The sequence below is a fragment of the Bradyrhizobium sp. CIR18 genome, assembly GCF_014198295.1.
GTDB lineage: Bacteria > Pseudomonadota > Alphaproteobacteria > Rhizobiales > Xanthobacteraceae > Bradyrhizobium.
This window is the reverse complement of record NZ_JACIHF010000008.1, coordinates 107,056-123,828: the sequence shown is the minus strand read 5'-3', so window position 1 is coordinate 123,828 and position 16,773 is coordinate 107,056. Positions and strand designations below refer to the sequence as shown.

The window sequence follows — 16,773 nt, the reverse complement described above, 5'->3', positions numbered from 1 at the left end:
GCAACAATCTCAGCGCAAATTACCGCAGAAGCGCTGGATGCGCTTGCAGGCGTCTTCGAGATCCGAGGTCTTGGTCGCGTAGGAGATGCGGAAGGCCGGGCCAAGGCCGAAGGCTGAACCCTGCACCACCGCGACGCCTTCGGTCTCAAGGAGCTCGGTGACGAAGGTCTCGTCATTGTCGATCACCTTGCCGGACGGCGCGGTCTTGCCGATCGTGCCGGCGCAGGACGGATAGACGTAGAAGGCGCCTTCGGGACGCGGGCATTCGATCCCCTTGGCCTGGTTGAGCATGGAGACGACGAGGTCGCGCCGCTCCTTGAACACCTTGTTGTTGGCGGGGATGAAGTCCTGCGGACCGTTCAGAGCTTCCACCGCGGCCCATTGCGCAATCGAGGACGGGTTCGAGGTCGACTGCGACTGGATCGTCGACATCGCCTTGATCAGCTGCGCGGGGCCACCGGCATAGCCGATGCGCCAGCCGGTCATGCAATAGGCCTTCGACACGCCGTTCACGGTGAGCGTGCGGTCGTAAAGTTTCGGCTCGACCTGCGCGACCGTGGTGAACTGGAAGTCGTCATAGACGAGATGCTCGTACATATCGTCGGTCATCACCCACACATGGGGATGCTTCACCAGCACGTCCGTGAGGGCCTTCAGTTCCGAACGCGTGTAGGCGGCTCCCGTCGGGTTCGACGGCGAGCACAGGATCACCCATTTGGTCTTCGGCGTGATCGCACGCTCGAGCGCCTCGGCCTGGAGCTTGAAGCCGGTCGCAGCGGTGCAGACCACCGGCACCGGCTCGCCGCCGGCGAGCGCCACCATCTCGGGGTAGCTGACCCAGTACGGCGCGGGAATGATCACCTCGTCGCCCGGATTGATGGTCGCCATCAGCGCGTTGTACAGCACCTGCTTGCCGCCGGTGCCGACGATGATCTGGTTCGGCTTGTAGGCAACGCCGTTCTCGCGCTGGAATTTGGCGATGATCGCGTCCTTCAGCTCGGGAATGCCGTCGACCGCGGTGTACTTGGTCTTGCCGGCCTCGATGGCGCGGATCGCAGCCAGCTTGATGTTGGCGGGCGTGTCGAAGTCGGGCTCGCCGGCACCGAGACCGATGACGTTGCGGCCCGCCGCTTTCAGCGCGCGTGCTTTATCCGTGACCGCGATGGTCGCGGACGGCTTCACACGGTCGAGCGCAGCGGCAAGGAAGGACATCGTCATCTCCTGACAAGCGTCGAAAAGCCCTAGGCCTCACGACTCTGATTGTGGGAATGAGATACCCTAAAACGTGTGCCGCTGCGCCGCAAGAAACTTCGGCCCGATCTCGGAAAAACTTGCGGATTTGGAGCGGTTCAAGCCGCGATTTCCAGCAATTTTCCGCAACTTTACCGCGCGAATCGCTCATATCCCGGAAGGCTTGTCCTCGGAGCAATTTTTGCGTGTTGCGTGCTGAAGCGCCGTCATGGCCGGGCATAGCCGTCCGAACGACGGCGTCGCTTCTGCTCGCCTGTTTCCCGGCCATCCACGCCTCGCCCGCGGCACGAAGAACGTCGATGCCCGGCGCAATGGATTGATGACGGCGCTCTCCCCAATCGCTCACCCTGCGCACAATCGCGCGAGCCAAGCGCGCGCATGCTGACGCAAGCGTGATCTGATTTGCATCGTCGCGCGGAAATGATCTTCCGCAGCGCTGCAGTGCGGTAGGGATTTCGAGTTTTTCTATTGGCCGGCCCTTGCGGCGGATTCGCATCGGCATCATTGTTTAGCCGCCTCGCGTGGCGACGAGCGCAGTGCCTCCCCGTCTTCCGGAATCATTCTCAGAATGTACAAGCTCTATTCGATGCAACGCTCGGGCAACAGCTACAAGGTCCGCCTTGCGCTGGCGCTGCTCAACGTGCCCTACGAAGCGATCGAGGTGGACATTCTGCGCGGCGAGAGCCGCACGCCGGACTTTCTGACCAAGAACCCGTCGGGACAGGTGCCGCTGCTCGAGGTCGGCGACGACCGCTTTCTCGCCGAGTCCAACGCCATCCTCTGGTACGTCGCAGTCGGCACCCCGCTCGCGCCCGAGAACCGCATCGACCGCGCCGAGGCGCTGCAATGGATGTTCTTCGAGCAGCACGCGCTGGAGCCGAACATCGGCGCCGCCTATTTCTGGCTGTCGCTGGTCAAGGGCGGGCGCGACCTCCAGACCCATTCGCTGGAGGACTGGATGGAGCGCGGCTATGGCGCGCTCCAGGTGATGGAGAACCACCTCAAGACCAACGCCTATTTCGCCGCGCGCCAGCTCACGGTCGCCGACATCGCGTTGTACGGCTACACCCACCTCGCCGATCGCTGCGACTTCGACCTCCAGGCCTTCCCGGCGATCCGCGACTGGCTGAAGCGGGTGGAAGCTGCGCCGGGCTTCGTGTCGATGGACTGGCGGCCGGCCGACGTCGACGACCCCGCCAGCATTGCAGCCGGTGCCTGAGCGCGCCCCTGCCCTCCGGCGAATAGCGGGTACAAAGGTGACGTTCGCCGCAATCCCGCCATTTTCCGCGCGATAGCCGCCGCAATATTGCCGGTTGAAACTGGGAAATTGTGGAAAGTCGCGGGTGATTCGCTCGCGCGTTGAAGGATTTAGACCATGATACGGGCGTCCGGCACGGCAGGCTTTCAGGGCCATCCCGCTACCGTAGCGTCTTCCCGGCTGACCAACGCGGTCGCGGCCTCGCTCGCCGTCGCCGCGCTCTCGCTGTGCCTGATCGTCACCCTGACGGTGCTGTCGACCAAGGCGACCATGGCGATGGGCCTGCCGGTCTGATTCCCGTTTCATCCTGGTCCAGCCTTCAAGGCGCCGTGTGCCCCGCGCCTTCAGGCATCGCGACGGGACGTCGATGAAATCACCTGTGGTAGTCGTTGCAATCACACTGACTGCGGCCATTTTGGTCGCGGCGTCGCTGTTGATTGTCGTCACGCGCAAGGGCCCGGGGATTTCGACGCTGAATGCGCCGGCGCTGCAACAGCCCCTCAAGCACGCCCACTTGGTCTAAAATCATCCGCAAACCTGAAGCTTGCACGCAAGCGGACCTTAAACACACCGCAGGAAAAGGTATCGCGGTGGCGCAACGATCAGCCAGTGTTGCGACGTTACCTCGGTTCGGGAGGAGCGAGACGGGTCCATGCGGTTCGGATGGCGTGCGATCTCCGGTCCGGTGCTGACGGCAGCAGCCCTGCTGCTGACGATACACTTCGATCGCTTCATCCCCTCGCCCGCGCCGCTGCTCGTGGGCATCGTGGCGCTCGCCGGCGCATTGTCGGGTCTCGCCTCCGCCATCGCCAGCGCGGCCGTCGCGGTGATCGGGGCGACGCTGCTCCTCCTCGGCCGCCACGGCGTTTCCGGCGCCACCAGTGCCGATCTGATCCCGCTCGGCCTCATGGCGATCACGGCTGCCGCCACCGCCGGCATCACCGGACTGATGCGCGAGCGGCTGCTCGGTACGGTCGCGGCCGAACGGCAGAGCCACGCCACGGCCGCGCGGCTGTCGGCCGCGCTCGATCAGGTCGATATCGGCATCGTGCTGCTCGATGCCGAGACGCGGGCCGAATTCATCAACCGCGCCTTCCGCGACTATTTTGCGGTGCCGGACGAGATCGCCGACGGCAAGCCGCCCTTCATCGCGCTGATGTATCACAGCCGCGACACCGGCGCGTTCGAATTGCCCGAGGACGAGCTCGGCACCTTCATCGCCCAGCGCATGGAGATGGTGCGGATCGGCGATGCCACGCCGATCAACATCGCCTTGCGCAACGGCGAGGTGCTGCGCTTCGTCTGCAACGCCCTGCCCGATGGCGGACGTATGCTGAGCTACACGCCGGTGACCGATCTCGTGCGCCACACCGATGCGCCCTCGCGCGCCGACTACTACCGCTCGCTGCGTGATCCCACGGGCCGCAGGCTGATCCGGCATCTGCGCGCCGCGGAGTGATGCGACTGGCGATTGATCGGCACGCCCGTCATCACGTATGAAGGACGTCCCATCGATCGCAGGAATTCCCCATGTCGCTCACCATTCGCGCCGTCACCAGGCAGGACTACGATCAATGGCTGCCGCTGTGGGACGGCTATAACGCCTTCTACGGCCGCTCCGGCCCGACCGCGCTGGCGGGCGAGATCACTGCGATGACGTGGCAGCGTTTCTTCGATGCCTATGAGCCGGTGCATGGATTGGTCGCCGAGAGCGACGGCAGGCTGCTCGGCATGACGAACTACCTGTTTCATCGCAGCACCACCGCGATCGAGCCGTCCTGCTATCTGCAGGACCTGTTCACGCTGGAAGCCGCGCGCGGCAAGGGCGTCGCCTCGGCGCTGATCCACGGCGTGTATGAGCGGGCGAAACTGGCGGGATCGCCGCGCGTCTATTGGCAGACGCACGAGACCAATCTCACGGCACAGCGCTTGTATGACAAGGTCGCGGAGCGTTCCGGTTTCATCGTCTATCGCAAGCTGTTCTGATCCCCATCCGCACCCTGTGGATAACTCCCGCTGTCACCCCCGCGTAACATAGCGGGACTACGCTGCGCCTGCGTCTGATCTGGCCCCCCGTCACCGATCAAGCGCCCCAAGCGGTCCCCGTCAGTCGCCGCGTCTGACAGGGGCCGCATTTTTTTGTCCGCCTTGTCAGCATGGCAGCAGCGCGGCGCGCGCCTTGCTGCTGTGGCGCACGATGGTCACAATGCGTGGCTGCTCTCTCTGACAGGATCTCCCATGGAAATTCGCAATCTCGGCGCCTCCGGCCTTCGCGTGTCCGCGGTCGGGCTCGGCTGCAACAATTTCGGCCAGCGCACGGATCTGGAGACCTCGCGCAAGGTGATCCATCGCGCGCTCGATCTCGGCATCACGCTGTTCGACACCGCCGACATCTATTCGAACATGGGCGGCTCGGAGACCGTGCTCGGCGCCGTCTTGGGCGATCGCCGCAAGGACATCGTGCTGGCGACGAAATATTCCAAGCCGATGGCGGAGGACGGAACCAAGCAGGGCGCCTCGCGCCGCTACATCATGGACGCCGTCGAAGCAAGCCTGAAGCGGCTGAGGACCGATTACATCGATCTCTACCAGCAGCACGACTATGACCCGCTGACGCCGATCGAGGAGAGCCTGCGCGCGCTCGACGATCTCGTCCGCCAGGGCAAGGTCCGCTACATCGGCAATTCGAACTTTCCGGCCTGGCGCGTCGCGGAAGCCGAGTACGTCGCGCGCGCGATGAACCTCAGCCGCTTCGTGTCGTGCCAGGACGAATACTCGCTCCTCGTGCGCGACATCGAAAAGGACCTGCTGCCGGCAGCAACGGAATACAAGCTCGGCCTTCTGCCGTTCTTCCCGCTCGCCAGCGGACTTCTGACCGGCAAGTACCGGAAGGGCGAGGCCGCGCCTGATGATACCCGCTTCGGCAAGGTGGAGCGGCTACGCGACCGCTACGTCACGCCGCGCAACGAGGATATCGTCGAGAAGCTCCAGGCCTTCGCCAAGGCCCGCGGCCACAGCATGCTCGAGCTCGCCTTCTCCTGGCTCGCCGCCCGCCCGCAAGTATCAAGCGTAATTGCCGGCGCCACCCGCGTCGAGCAGATCGAGCAGAACGTCAAGGCGATCGCCTGGCAGCTCAGCGCGGAGGAGATGGCGGAGATCGACAGGATCACGCTGGGCTAGAGCATGATCCGGAAAAGTGTGCAGCGGTTTTCCGGAAAGATCATGCTCAGACAAACAAAGGCCGGCGCGGCGCGCTACTTCGCGCCGCGTCCCACGGTCTGCATCACCTCGAAGCCCTCGAACTGGGGATGGCCGAGATAGAGCGGTTTGTTGTCGCCTGCCTTGTGGTGCGCAGCGCGAAACGCTTCGGACTTGGTCCAGGCCTCGAACGCGGCATGGTTCGCCCACACGGTGTGCGAGGCATAGAGCGTGTGGTCCTCGAGCTCGGGTCCGCGCAGCAGATGGAATTCGACGAAGCCCGGCACCTTGTCCAGATGCGTATCGCGGCCGAGCCAGACCTGCTCGAAAGCGGCCTCGGAGCCCTTGGCGACACGGAAGCGGTTCATGGCGATGTACATGGGGATGGTTCTCCTGATGCTGCACCATTATCTCGTCATTCCGGGATGCGCCGCAAGGCGCAGGCCCGGAATGACGGCGCGTGGGGTTAGGCGACCAATCCCTTCATCGGCCGTACTCCCGCACTATCCGGGAACACCGTCTCGGCCAGCACGCGATCGGATAGGCCGAACTGGCCCTGCAGCACGCCCTTGATCACGGAGCGCAGATCGGTGGTCGGCTTGAGATCGCGAGCTTCATACAAGTTCGCGAGCTTGAGGCCCGGCCAGTCGGAGATCACGCGTCCGCCTTTCACGGCGCCGCCGGCGAGCAGCGCGATCGTGCCGGTGCCGTGATCGGTGCCATCGGTGCCATTGATGCGCGCGGTGCGGCCGAACTCCGTGGCGACGACGACGACGGTGTCGCGCCAGCGCTCCCCCAAACCGCTTTGGAATTCGGCGAGCGCGCCATCGAGCCCGCCGAGCAGGAAGGCGAGACGCCCCACGGGGCCGCCTTCATTGGCATGGGTGTCCCAGCCATCGAAGGCGAGCGCGGCGATGCGCGGGCCATCGTCCGCGGCCATCAGCTTGGCCGCGCCGCGCGCGACCTGGCGCATCTGCGCCACCGCATTGCCGGGTTTCGGTTTCATGTCGTCTCCGCTCGCGGCCTTGTCGAGCTGAAGGCCTTGCGACAAGGCCATCGCCAGCACGGGATCGCGATGACGGTAGAGATCGACGAGGCGCATGGCGGTATCGTCATCGGCCTGCGGCAGCGCCACCGGGGCCCAGCCGACGGTCGGCGCATTGCCGCGCAGCACCAGCGGCGTGGTGGGCCCGACCGCAAGAGCGCTCGATACGCGCTCGCCGCGCGGTAGCGCTTCCAGCGCGCGGTTGAGCCAGCCGGACTGCACGCGGCCCGGACCGGCATAGCCGCTCTCGAGCACGTCCTGGCCGTCGAAATGCGAGCGGTCGCGATAAGGCGTCGCCACGGCATGGATCACCGCGGCATGCTGGTCGCGATACATGCGCGTAAATTCCGGCATCGCCGGATGCAGCGCGAAGAAGGAATCCAGCATGATCGCGGGATGCGCGCCGTCAGAAGTGAGCGCGATCGAGCCGTGCAGGCCGGCATAATCGGGATCGCCGATCGGCGCGACGGTCGCAAGACCGTCGAGCGCGCCGCGCAGGATCACCACGATCAGCCTGGGATCGCGCCCATCGGCCGCGCGCGCGAATTTCGGCAAATAAGCCCAGGCCGCGAACGAGGTGCCGCCAAGCAGGAGACTGCGGCGCGAGGTGAGGAGCCGGTTCTCGGTGCAGTCCATCGTCACCTCCTCTGCATTTCCGGCGACATCAAGAGCAGCGCCAGCGCCTGCTGGCGCGACTCCGCGCGCTCGATGGTCCGCCGCGTTTCGATGGAGGCCGCATCCGCCGCTGCGAATTCCAGCAGATCCAGCGGATCGATGTTGGGCCCGAGCCGTGCGCCCATCTGCGCGGCGATATCGAGCCTCAGCTTCATGCCCTCGGGCGCGGCCCATGCGGCGCTGGTATCGGGGAAACCATTGGGGCCGGCCGGCGACCACAGCGGCTGTCCCAGCAGGTTGAGATTGTTCAGATAGGCGCCTGGATCCTCCGGCACGCGCGCGAGCAGCCGGCCGCTCGCGACCAGGAAATCATAGGGCGAGCGCATCTTGGTCAGCGGCGCCTTCCACGCCTCGTCGGAATCGACCAGCGCCGCAGCAAGCGCCTTGAGGTCGCCGTCGGACTTGACGAAGATTTCGCGCAGCCGCGCCACCAATCCCGGCGGCGGATCGTCGGCGACGAAATGGCGGACGAACTTGGTGGCGATGAAATTCGCGGTCGACGGATGGCGCGCGATGTCAGCGAGCGCGGCTTCGCCTTGCGCGAGGCCCGTCGCCTCGTAGCTCTTGCCGAGCAACATCTGCGCGCCGGGCTGGTGCGCATTCGTGTTGAACACGAAGGAGCCGGGTGTGCCGAGCTGCCCCTGTCGTCCGGCGAAGGTCCAGCCGGTAATGATCCGCGCGAGCGAGGTGACGTCCTCCTGTGTGTAGCCGCCACCGACGCCGAGCGTGTGCAGCTCCATGATCTCGCGCGCGAGATTTTCGTTCAGGCCGCGCTTGCGGTTCTGGCCTGCGCGCGAATCCGGGCCGAGCGATTGCTGGTTGTCGAGGAAGAACAGCATCGCCGGATGCTGCTCGACCGCTTTCAGCATGTCGGCGAAGCGCCCGAGCACATGCGGCCTGATCGCCTCGCGCTCGAACGCGCCGGCCCAGATCCGCGCCAGCTCGCCCTTGGTCGCGGAAATGCAGAAATGGTTGGACCAGAACGCGACGAGACGCTCGGTGAAGCCGCAGGTGGCCAGCGTCGCGCGCTGCAGGCGCGCCAGCGCTTCGCTGCGGAAGGTCTTCTGGATCACGTTGAGCGGCTGCGGGGCCGGCTTGGCCGCCGGCGGTGCAGCCGCATTGGGCTGCATCGCGTCCGGCTTCGCCGCATTGTCCGCCGGCCTGGCCTCGGTCATCTGGCCGGCGACCTCCGTTGCTACCGCATTCAGCGAGAGATTGCGGCGGAGCCCGGGCTTCGGTTCACTCGGCGCAGGCGGCTGCGTCTCGGCGGGCGTAGCGGCCTTCGCCGCTTCGCGCGCCTGCCTGACCTGATCCTGATAGGCGAAGACGGCCTGCCCGAGTTGCTGGGTCGACTGCAGACCGGGCGCCTCCAGCAGCACCCCACTCGCACGGACCAGCTCTGCCTTCACGAAACCGCGAGGATCGGAGGCTGCGTTGATGAGATCGCCCGAGGCGCCGCCGCGGGCGCCGAAGCCAAAACGGTTGAGCGCGACGAGCGCGGCTTGCGAATCGCGGGCCATCGATTTGTCCTTCGTGTCGGGAGCCGCTTTCGGAGTCCGCGCGCGACGCCTAATATACCGCAGCGACCGATGAACCCGACATGAAAATCACGGCGAAGCTTCGACGTAAATCATGACAAATCCGAAAGAATCCGCATCACCGGAACCGCGCCGCCTCGCCTGCGCGCGCTGCGGCACCGAGTTCGGCTGCGACCTCTCGGGCGCCTGCTGGTGCGCGGAGGAAACCGCGAAGCTGCCGATGCCGGTCGAAGGGGAAGACTGCCTGTGCCGGGAGTGCTTGCGCAAGGCGGCGGAGGCGGCGAGCGCTACCCGTTAAGCGCGGGAGAGCCGCCACACCCTCAATGTCGTCCCCGCGAACGCGGGGATCCATACCCCCAGGGAAAAGTTTGGTGAAGACTCGTCGTGCGGTACTTCGACCATCGGCGCTCGATAGATCACGCGGTATGGATCCCCGCGTTCGCGGGGACGACATCGGAGAGAGTGTGCCTTACACCTCATGCCCCGGCGATTTCCGCGCCATGCCGTCGAACGCATCGAGCAGCTTTTCGCGCCAGGCATATACCGGATCGTCCGTCTCGAGCAGCTTGAACGGGCTCACCACGCGCGCCCACTGGAAGCCGCCGAACACGATGTAGTCGGCGTAGTTCAGCGTCTCGCCGCCGATGAAGGGCTGCTTCTTCAATGTCTGGCGCATCACCTCGAGCGACTTGCGGAAGGCGACCACGCCGGTGTCGCGACTCGCCATGACCGCTTCCAGGCTCTTGCCGCCGAAGCGCGCCTCGCGCGATTTGCGGAAATAGGCGGCATCGATCTCGGCGAGATTTTTCGGGATGTCGGCAACGATCAGCGGAAAGATGCCGCCGACCACGGCGATGTCGCCGAAGGCGTTGATCATGCGCGCCATGGCGCGGCCGCCCTCGCCGCCGAACAGCGACGGACGGTCCGGGAAATTGTCCTCGAGATAGGTCGCGATCGTCCAGGAGTCGACGACCGGTCTGTCATCGTGCAGCAGCACCGGAACCTTCTCCGACCCGTGCGGCGCAAGCGCGCTCTTCTCGGTGAAGCGCCAGGGCAGCGATTCCGCCGCGAGGCCCTTGTGCGCCAGCGCCATCCGCGTGCGCCAGCAATATGGGCTGAAGGGACGCGAGGCGTCGGTGCCGACGAGTTCGTAGAGTTTGAGTGACAAAGGCGCCTCCACTGGCTCCGTCATTGCGAGGAGCTCTTGCGACAAAGCAATCCAGCCTGCCGCGCGGCGACATTCTGGATTGCTTCGCTTGCGCTCGCAATGACGATGTGGCGAGAGTTAGCGCCCGTTGGTTCGCAGCAATTTCTCGCCGCCCTCGGTGACCGCGATCACCAGCCCAAAACCGGGCAGCGTCTCGCGCGCGACGTAGCCGCGCTCAGTGGCATCTTCCCAGATGGTGAGGCGCGGGCACGAGGTCTTCCAGGTCGCGATCACTTCGGCATAGGCGCGCGGCTCGCGCGCGACCCATTCGACGAAGTCCAGCACCAGGGGATCGGCAGTCTCGTTCATTGCAAACCTCCCTTGTCGAAGGCGGCCAGCACTGGCGTGCGAACCATGAGCCAGCCGCCATAGGCGATGTAGTAGCAGGCAATCGTGGTGATCAGCTTGTTCGACCAGGCCACGAATTGCTGGTCGGTCATGGCTTCGAGGATGCGCCGCGCCAGCGTGGTGCCGAGCATCGAGGCAAGGATGGCGACGCCGGCGAGCACGGGATCGAGGCTCGCCGCCTGGTCGATGATGCCGCCGAAATAGATCAGCTTGGTGAAATGGCTGACGAGCTGGCACATCGCCTTGGTCGCGACCTTCTCGCGCCGGCCGAAATCGCCGCCGAGGAAGAAGGTGTCGAGCAGCGGCCCCGACACGCCGGTCATCAGCATCAAGCCCATGCAGATCGTGCCATAGACGGTGCCCTGCCAGAGGCGGTCGGGATCCGGCTTGATGTTGGCGGGCAACAGCCGCGCCATGAACGGTGTAACGCCGAGCAGCAGCAGCGCCATCGGCTTGTCAGGCACGTAGCGGGTGAGCGACCAGGCCGCCAGCGCGACGGCAGCGCCGACCATATAGTTCGCGACCGGCCGCCAGCGGATATGCGCGCGCCACAGAAATGCGCGCCAGCCGTTCGAGGCCATCTGTGTGATCGCATGCAGCACCATCGCGGTCGGCAGCGGCATCAGCGCCAGCAGCACGCCGATCAGGATCAGCCCGCCCGCCATGCCGAACAGCCCCGACAGGAACGCGGTGGCGACCATCAGCAATCCGAGGGCAGCGATCATGATGGGCGTCACGTGGGGAATCTCCGGTGGTGGCTCATCGTAAGGGACGCAGACTGCTTCACTCCCTCGCCCCGTTCTTACGGGGAGAGGGTGGGGTGAGGGGCCGCTTCCGCAATCACGGTGGTAGATGGACTCGCGGAGACTCCCCCTCACCCGCCGCGCTTTGCGCGTCGGCCTCTCCCCGCGCGCGGGGAGAGGCGAAGGAGAACGTGCCTCGCTTGCTCCTTCCGCGCAAACTGAGTTATCTTGGCCTGGCATCAGCTTTCCTGAGGGTTGGGCCTTTGCGGCGTCTGCTGTTTCTCAACGGCATCAAGGCATTCGAGGCGGCGGCGCGGACCGGCAGCTTTGCTGCGGCCGGGCTCGAGCTGAGCGTGTCGGCGGCCGCCGTCAGCCGCATGGTGCATCTCCTGGAAGAGCGGCTCGGCGTCGCGCTGTTCGAGCGCAAGGCCAATCGCCTGGTGCTGACGCAGCCCGGCCGCGCCTATCAGGGCGGCCTGACGCCGATCTTCGATGCGCTGGCCAGCCTCACCGCGCAGGTGACGGCGCCGGCAAGCGTCCGCGTGCTCACGATCGGCGTCGGCCACACCTTTGCGATGCGCTGGCTGATCCCGCGCCTGTCGGAGTTTCGCAGCGAAGAGCCCGACATCGAGGTGCGCTTTACCACCGGCGGCGCGTCGGTCCCGTTCGGCGAGGATTGGAGCTGCGGCATCAAGCTCGGCACCGGCGACTGGCCTGGCCTGGTCGCCGAGCCCCTGTTCGCCGGCGATCTCACGCCCGTCTGCGTGCCCCGTCTTGCGAGCGGCCTGAAGCGGCCGGCCGACCTGAAGGGACCGAGCCTGATCCGCGTCGAACATTCGCCGGAGGACTGGCCGATCTGGCTGAAAGCCGCGAACCTTACCCGCATCAATCCGCGCGGGCCGGAGTTCCAGTTCTACGGCCAGGCACTGCAGGCCGCCGCCGACGGGCTCGGCATCGCCATGGGTATCCGCCCCTATATCGACGACGATCTTGCCGCCGGCCGGCTGGTCGCCCCGTTCGACCTTTCGGTGCCCAAGGGCATGCGCTGGTACCTGCTCTATCGCAGCTTTCAAACCGAGCACCGCGACTTTGCCGCGTTCCGCCGCTGGATCATGCGCGCGGCCTCGGAACCCGCCGCCCGCCCCGTCAAGCGGACGGGCCGTGTCGCCGCGCGAAACTGACGCCGGAGGCAAAAAAGCCTGCCGCTTGTGAACGACTTCACATTCCGGAATCCGCAAACGTGGTCCCCTGACCCTCCGAAAAGAAACGTGGGACCGACAAGAATGACGACCCTTTACGACGGCTTTGACATTGAATCCTTCGAGGCTGGCAAAGGCCTCTGGCACGCCCGCATCCGCCGCGCCGATCTCAGCCCCGTCGCCATCGACGGCGTGCTGTTTCCGGCGATGGAAGTCGGCTTCGCCTGGCCCGATCAGAACGCCGCGATCGCCGACGCCAAGCACCACATCGACCGCTTCCGCCGCCGGGCCGACAGCGACGACGAATAAGTGAGCCGGACGGCGAGCGAACCAGGGGCAGCGCAGCGTCAAAGGGGGGAACCGGGTCATGTCAGTCATCGAAATCGAAGACACGCCGCGGCCGAGAATCTACGCCCGCAATGTGCTGTCCAACTGCCCGGAATGCCACGGCGATCTTTCGGTGCTCCGCGTGATCGGCGGCCGCGCGGGGTGCGAGTACTGGACCATGCGCTGCACCGATTGCGGCGGCATCCATCTCGACGTTCTCAAGCCATATCAGGCGGGTGACGAGGACGGGCCGGCGGCGTGAGGCCGACCCTGCTGCCAACCTGCTGTCAGCAGGCTGCATGAGGACGGTCATTCGCCCTTTATCGGGAGGCGGACTCATCCCATATTCGCCTCATGGCGAAGAAACCTGCATCCTCCGAAAAATCCGGCAAATCCCCCAAGACCAAGGCCCCGAACTCGAAGGCACATCGGCCTGATGTGCAGCCGATCGGGCCGGCGCTGGCCGAGCTGCTCAATCCCGCGATCAATCGTGGCGATGCCGGTCTTGGCTCGGGCACCGGGCTGCAGCCGCCGCCGGACAATTCGCGCGACCGCCGCTCCGGCGGCGAGGCTGCGGCGCATCGCGCGCGGGCCTCGACGCCGAAGGAGTTTCCGCAGGACAGTGCGCGGCCGATGCCGCTGCGGCCCAACCCGCAGCCGGCGGGCGCCCGGCAATCCAGCGAGGTTAGCGGGCTGGAAGAAGCGCCGCAGGCCAATTACGGAACCGCGGCCACGATCCCGACGCTCGATCCGGAACTGGCGCGGCAGCTCGGCCTGCCCACCGAGGAGGACGATGCCGAGGCGCTGGCGCGTCCGCCGCGCAGCAAGATGGAGGCGCTCGGCGTCAAGGCGACCGCGGATGCGCTGGAGGCGCTGATCCGCGAGGGCCGGCCGGAGTTCCGCAAGAACGACGGCTCCACCAAGGTGTGGACGCCGCACCGGCCGCCGCGGCCGGAAAAGTCCGAAGGCGGCGTGCGCTTCGAGATCAAATCGGAATACCAGCCCAAGGGCGACCAGCCGACCGCGATCGCCGAACTGGTCGAAGGCGTCCAGCGCAACGACCGCACTCAAGTGCTGCTCGGCGTCACCGGCTCGGGCAAGACCTACACGATGGCGCAGGTCATCGAGAAGACGCAGCGCCCCGCGCTGATCCTGGCGCCGAACAAGACGCTCGCCGCCCAGCTCTATGGCGAGTTCAAGAACTTCTTCCCTGAGAACGCGGTGGAATATTTCGTCTCCTATTACGACTACTACCAGCCGGAAGCCTACGTCCCGCGTACCGACACCTATATCGAGAAGGACTCCTCGATCAACGAGCAGATCGACCGCATGCGCCACTCGGCGACGCGCGCGCTGCTCGAGCGGGACGACGTCATCATCGTCGCCTCGGTGTCGTGCATTTACGGTATCGGCTCGGTCGAGACCTACACCGCGATGACCTTCGCACTGAAGAAAGGCGAGCGCATCGACCAGCGCCAGCTCATCGCCGACCTCGTCGCCTTGCAATACAAGCGCACCCAGGCCGATTTCACCCGCGGCACGTTTCGCGTGCGCGGCGACGTCATCGACATTTTCCCGGCGCACTATGAGGACCGCGCCTGGCGCGTGAATTTGTTCGGCGACACCATCGAGAATATCGAGGAGTTCGATCCGCTCACCGGCCACAAGCAGGACGAGCTCGAATTCATCAAGATGTACGCCAACTCCCACTATGTGACGCCGCGCCCGACGCTGGTGCAGGCGATCAAGTCGATCAAGTTCGAATTGAAACAGCGGCTCGACCAGTTGAACGACCAGGGGCGCCTCTTGGAAGCGCAGCGGCTGGAGCAGCGCACCACCTTCGACCTCGAGATGATGGAGGCGACGGGCAGCTGCGCCGGCATCGAGAACTATTCGCGCTATCTCACGGGACGCCGCCCCGGCGAGCCGCCGCCGACGCTGTTCGAATACGTCCCCGACAACGCGCTAATCTTCGCCGACGAAAGCCACGTCACCATCCCGCAGATCGGCGCCATGTTCCGCGGCGACTTCCGCCGCAAGGCGACGCTGGCCGAATACGGCTTCCGCCTGCCCTCCTGCATGGACAACCGACCCTTGCGCTTCGAGGAATGGGACATGATGCGGCCGCAGACGGTTGCGGTGTCGGCGACGCCGAGCGGCTGGGAGCTGAACGAGAGCGGCGGCGTGTTCGTCGAGCAGGTCATTCGCCCCACCGGGCTGATCGATCCTCCCGTCGATATTCGTCCCGCCCGCACCCAGGTCGACGATCTCGTCGGCGAGGTCCGCGCCACCGCGCAGGCCGGCTACCGCTCGCTGATCACGGTGCTGACCAAACGCATGGCCGAGGACCTCACCGAATATCTGCACGAGCAGGGCATCCGCGTCCGCTACATGCACTCCGACATCGACACCATCGAGCGCATCGAGATCATCCGCGACCTCCGTCTCGGCGCGTTCGACGCGCTGGTCGGCATCAACCTGCTCCGCGAAGGCCTCGACATTCCCGAATGCGCGCTGGTCGCGATCCTCGACGCCGACAAGGAAGGCTTTTTGCGCAGCGAGACCTCGCTGATCCAGACCATCGGCCGCGCCGCGCGCAACGTCGACGGCAAGGTGATCCTCTACGCCGATCAGATGACGGGATCGATGGAGCGCGCCATCGCCGAGACCAACCGCCGCCGCGAAAAGCAGGTCGAGTACAATACCGCCAACGGCATCACGCCGGAGAGCGTGAAGAAGCAGATCGGCGACATCCTCAACTCCGTCTACGAGCGCGACCACGTACTGATCGAGGTCGGCGGCCACGACATGACTGACGACGTCATCTCGATCGGCCACAACTTCGAAGCCGTGCTCGGCGATCTGGAAACGCGGATGCGCGAGGCCGCAGCCGATCTGAACTTCGAGGAAGCCGCGCGCCTGCGCGACGAAGTCAAGCGCCTGCGCGCCACCGAGCTCGCCGTGGTCGACGATCCCACCGCCAAGCAGCGCACCGTGCAGGGCAAGGCCGGCGCCTATGCCGGCAGCAAGAAGTACGGCGACGCCGCCAACCTGCCTGTCAGCGCCATGAAGAAGAAGACCGTTGGGTCCGCGCTGAAAGCCAGCGGCGGCGGAGGCGGCTCGAAGGTCCATAAGCCGCACCTCGACGAGATGCACGGCCCGGAATCGCTGCCCTATCGCGAGAACCAGACACTGCCGTCAAAGCCGTTCGGAAGTACGAGCCGGATCATCCAGCCGACGGATTCGCGGCAGTCGGGCCCGGAGTTCGGGCCGGCACCGAAGTCGACGGGGGGGCAGCCGGGAAGACGGGGTGGGTGGAAGAAGAGGTAGGGACGCTCTCGCTTCTCATTGCCGTTCGTGGTCATGGATTCTCAGATGCGCAATTGCGCATCATAGCTCGCCGCTCTGCGGCGCCCGGAATGACGCCGGAGAGATTTCTCCGCCCTCACCCCACACTCGCCGTCACCACCGCCATCACCGACAGCAGCAGCACGATCGTCACCAATTGCAGCGAGGCGACGGGCTGGGTGCGCCAGGCCGTGATCTTGTCGGACAGCGATAGATGGGCCTCGAAGAACTTTGGTTCGTAGACGGTCTTGAACATGTGCGGGAAGCTCGGGCCGAGGGTCACGGCGAGCATGGCGTGGGCGAGCGAGGCGATGGCGACGAAGATCGCGACGCCGGGGTCGCCGACGAGATCGTGGTTGCCAACGAGCTTGAGCAGGAAGGCCGCGGCGGCGAAGGTCGGGAAGCTCTGCAGGATCGTGGTCAGCGCGAGGCCTTCGAGCGCGTTGTGCAGGCGGGACTTTCTGACGGTGGCGATGGCAGCCATGGCACGTCTCCCTGATGACATGGGGATGACATTAGCTGCCATGCCGGAGCGGTGATGTGAGATGCGTCACGCGGCCTTCTTCACCTCGCCCCGCTTGCGGGGAGAGGTCGATCGCGAAGCGATCGGGTGAGGGGGACTCTCCGCGGGTCGAG

General features: G+C 65.6%; 19 protein-coding genes. 11 read left to right on the top strand and 8 right to left on the bottom strand.

From position 1 onward, the window contains the following. Positions 1 to 9 precede the first annotated feature (9 nt). Positions 10 to 1,212: a pyridoxal phosphate-dependent aminotransferase gene (locus GGD65_RS24320; protein ID WP_026201996.1), complete on the bottom strand. Its 1,203-nt coding sequence runs from the start codon at positions 1,210 to 1,212 to the stop codon at positions 10 to 12. A gap of 607 nt (positions 1,213 to 1,819) precedes the next feature. Between GGD65_RS24320 and GGD65_RS24315 the strand changes: the two genes are divergently transcribed. The 6 genes from GGD65_RS24315 to GGD65_RS24290 all read left to right on the top strand — a co-directional run bounded on the left by GGD65_RS24315 (position 1,820) and on the right by GGD65_RS24290 (position 5,689). Continuing rightward, positions 1,820 to 2,470 (top strand): glutathione S-transferase family protein, encoded by a 651-nt coding sequence (locus GGD65_RS24315; protein WP_018318298.1) that lies wholly within the window; start codon positions 1,820 to 1,822, stop codon positions 2,468 to 2,470. Positions 2,471 to 2,626: 156 nt separating this feature from the next. Continuing rightward, positions 2,627 to 2,803 carry a hypothetical protein gene (locus tag GGD65_RS24310; RefSeq protein WP_018318299.1) on the top strand — a complete coding sequence of 59 codons (177 nt, stop codon included), beginning with the start codon at positions 2,627 to 2,629 and terminating at the stop codon, positions 2,801 to 2,803. Between the two features lie 73 nt (positions 2,804 to 2,876). Then, complete coding sequence (locus GGD65_RS24305) at positions 2,877 to 3,032, top strand: hypothetical protein (RefSeq protein WP_092255007.1); 156 nt, start codon at positions 2,877 to 2,879, stop codon at positions 3,030 to 3,032. A gap of 129 nt (positions 3,033 to 3,161) precedes the next feature. Next, entirely contained in the window at positions 3,162 to 3,968 is an 807-nt protein-coding gene (locus GGD65_RS24300; protein ID WP_183236840.1) for a PAS-domain containing protein, read from the top strand. 71 nt (positions 3,969 to 4,039) lie between these two features. Beyond that, entirely contained in the window at positions 4,040 to 4,495 is a 456-nt protein-coding gene (locus GGD65_RS24295) for a GNAT family N-acetyltransferase (RefSeq protein WP_092255014.1), read from the top strand. Positions 4,496 to 4,747: 252 nt separating this feature from the next. Further along, positions 4,748 to 5,689, top strand: a complete 942-nt coding sequence (locus GGD65_RS24290; RefSeq protein WP_183236838.1) for an aldo/keto reductase — start codon at positions 4,748 to 4,750, stop codon at positions 5,687 to 5,689. A gap of 74 nt (positions 5,690 to 5,763) precedes the next feature. Here GGD65_RS24290 and GGD65_RS24285 read toward each other — a convergent pair whose 3' ends face one another. From GGD65_RS24285 to GGD65_RS24275, 3 genes are all read right to left on the bottom strand, one after another. Continuing rightward, entirely contained in the window at positions 5,764 to 6,087 is a 324-nt protein-coding gene (locus GGD65_RS24285; protein ID WP_018318304.1) for an antibiotic biosynthesis monooxygenase, read from the bottom strand. Between the two features lie 86 nt (positions 6,088 to 6,173). Continuing rightward, positions 6,174 to 7,388 (bottom strand): DUF1501 domain-containing protein, encoded by a 1,215-nt coding sequence (locus GGD65_RS24280; protein WP_018318305.1) that lies wholly within the window; start codon positions 7,386 to 7,388, stop codon positions 6,174 to 6,176. A gap of 2 nt (positions 7,389 to 7,390) precedes the next feature. After that, the gene (locus GGD65_RS24275; RefSeq protein WP_183236836.1) at positions 7,391 to 8,947 is read right to left on the bottom strand and encodes a DUF1800 family protein; all 1,557 of its coding nucleotides are present in this window, start codon (positions 8,945 to 8,947) and stop codon (positions 7,391 to 7,393) included. A 112-nt stretch (positions 8,948 to 9,059) separates the two neighbouring features. Between GGD65_RS24275 and GGD65_RS24270 the strand changes: the two genes are divergently transcribed. Then, complete coding sequence (locus GGD65_RS24270; protein ID WP_183236835.1) at positions 9,060 to 9,263, top strand: cysteine-rich CWC family protein; 204 nt, start codon at positions 9,060 to 9,062, stop codon at positions 9,261 to 9,263. 171 nt (positions 9,264 to 9,434) lie between these two features. Here GGD65_RS24270 and GGD65_RS24265 read toward each other — a convergent pair whose 3' ends face one another. The 3 genes from GGD65_RS24265 to GGD65_RS24255 all read right to left on the bottom strand — a co-directional run bounded on the left by GGD65_RS24265 (position 9,435) and on the right by GGD65_RS24255 (position 11,257). Continuing rightward, entirely contained in the window at positions 9,435 to 10,133 is a 699-nt protein-coding gene (locus GGD65_RS24265) for a glutathione S-transferase family protein (protein ID WP_183236833.1), read from the bottom strand. 117 nt (positions 10,134 to 10,250) lie between these two features. Beyond that, entirely contained in the window at positions 10,251 to 10,481 is a 231-nt protein-coding gene (locus tag GGD65_RS24260; RefSeq protein ID WP_183236832.1) for a hypothetical protein, read from the bottom strand. After that, positions 10,478 to 11,257 carry a sulfite exporter TauE/SafE family protein gene (locus GGD65_RS24255; protein WP_179731566.1) on the bottom strand — a complete coding sequence of 260 codons (780 nt, stop codon included), beginning with the start codon at positions 11,255 to 11,257 and terminating at the stop codon, positions 10,478 to 10,480. Before GGD65_RS24255 ends, GGD65_RS24260 begins: the two co-directional genes overlap by 4 nt. A 269-nt stretch (positions 11,258 to 11,526) precedes the next feature. Here GGD65_RS24255 and GGD65_RS24250 point away from each other — a divergent pair, with 269 nt between their 5' ends. The 4 genes from GGD65_RS24250 (at position 11,527) to uvrB (ending at position 16,119) form a co-directional block, all read left to right on the top strand. Next, entirely contained in the window at positions 11,527 to 12,444 is a 918-nt protein-coding gene (locus GGD65_RS24250) for a LysR substrate-binding domain-containing protein (RefSeq protein ID WP_177237057.1), read from the top strand. Positions 12,445 to 12,546: 102 nt separating this feature from the next. Then, positions 12,547 to 12,771 carry a hypothetical protein gene (locus GGD65_RS24245; RefSeq protein WP_018318312.1) on the top strand — a complete coding sequence of 75 codons (225 nt, stop codon included), beginning with the start codon at positions 12,547 to 12,549 and terminating at the stop codon, positions 12,769 to 12,771. Between the two features lie 58 nt (positions 12,772 to 12,829). Then, the gene (locus tag GGD65_RS24240; protein WP_183236830.1) at positions 12,830 to 13,051 is read left to right on the top strand and encodes a hypothetical protein; all 222 of its coding nucleotides are present in this window, start codon (positions 12,830 to 12,832) and stop codon (positions 13,049 to 13,051) included. A 92-nt stretch (positions 13,052 to 13,143) separates the two neighbouring features. Next, entirely contained in the window at positions 13,144 to 16,119 is a 2,976-nt protein-coding gene (uvrB, locus tag GGD65_RS24235; protein ID WP_183236828.1) for an excinuclease ABC subunit UvrB, read from the top strand. Positions 16,120 to 16,234: 115 nt separating this feature from the next. On the opposite strand, the gene GGD65_RS24230 is transcribed toward uvrB, so the two are convergent. Further along, the gene (locus tag GGD65_RS24230) at positions 16,235 to 16,621 is read right to left on the bottom strand and encodes a hypothetical protein (protein WP_183236827.1); all 387 of its coding nucleotides are present in this window, start codon (positions 16,619 to 16,621) and stop codon (positions 16,235 to 16,237) included. Positions 16,622 to 16,773 lie beyond the last annotated feature (152 nt).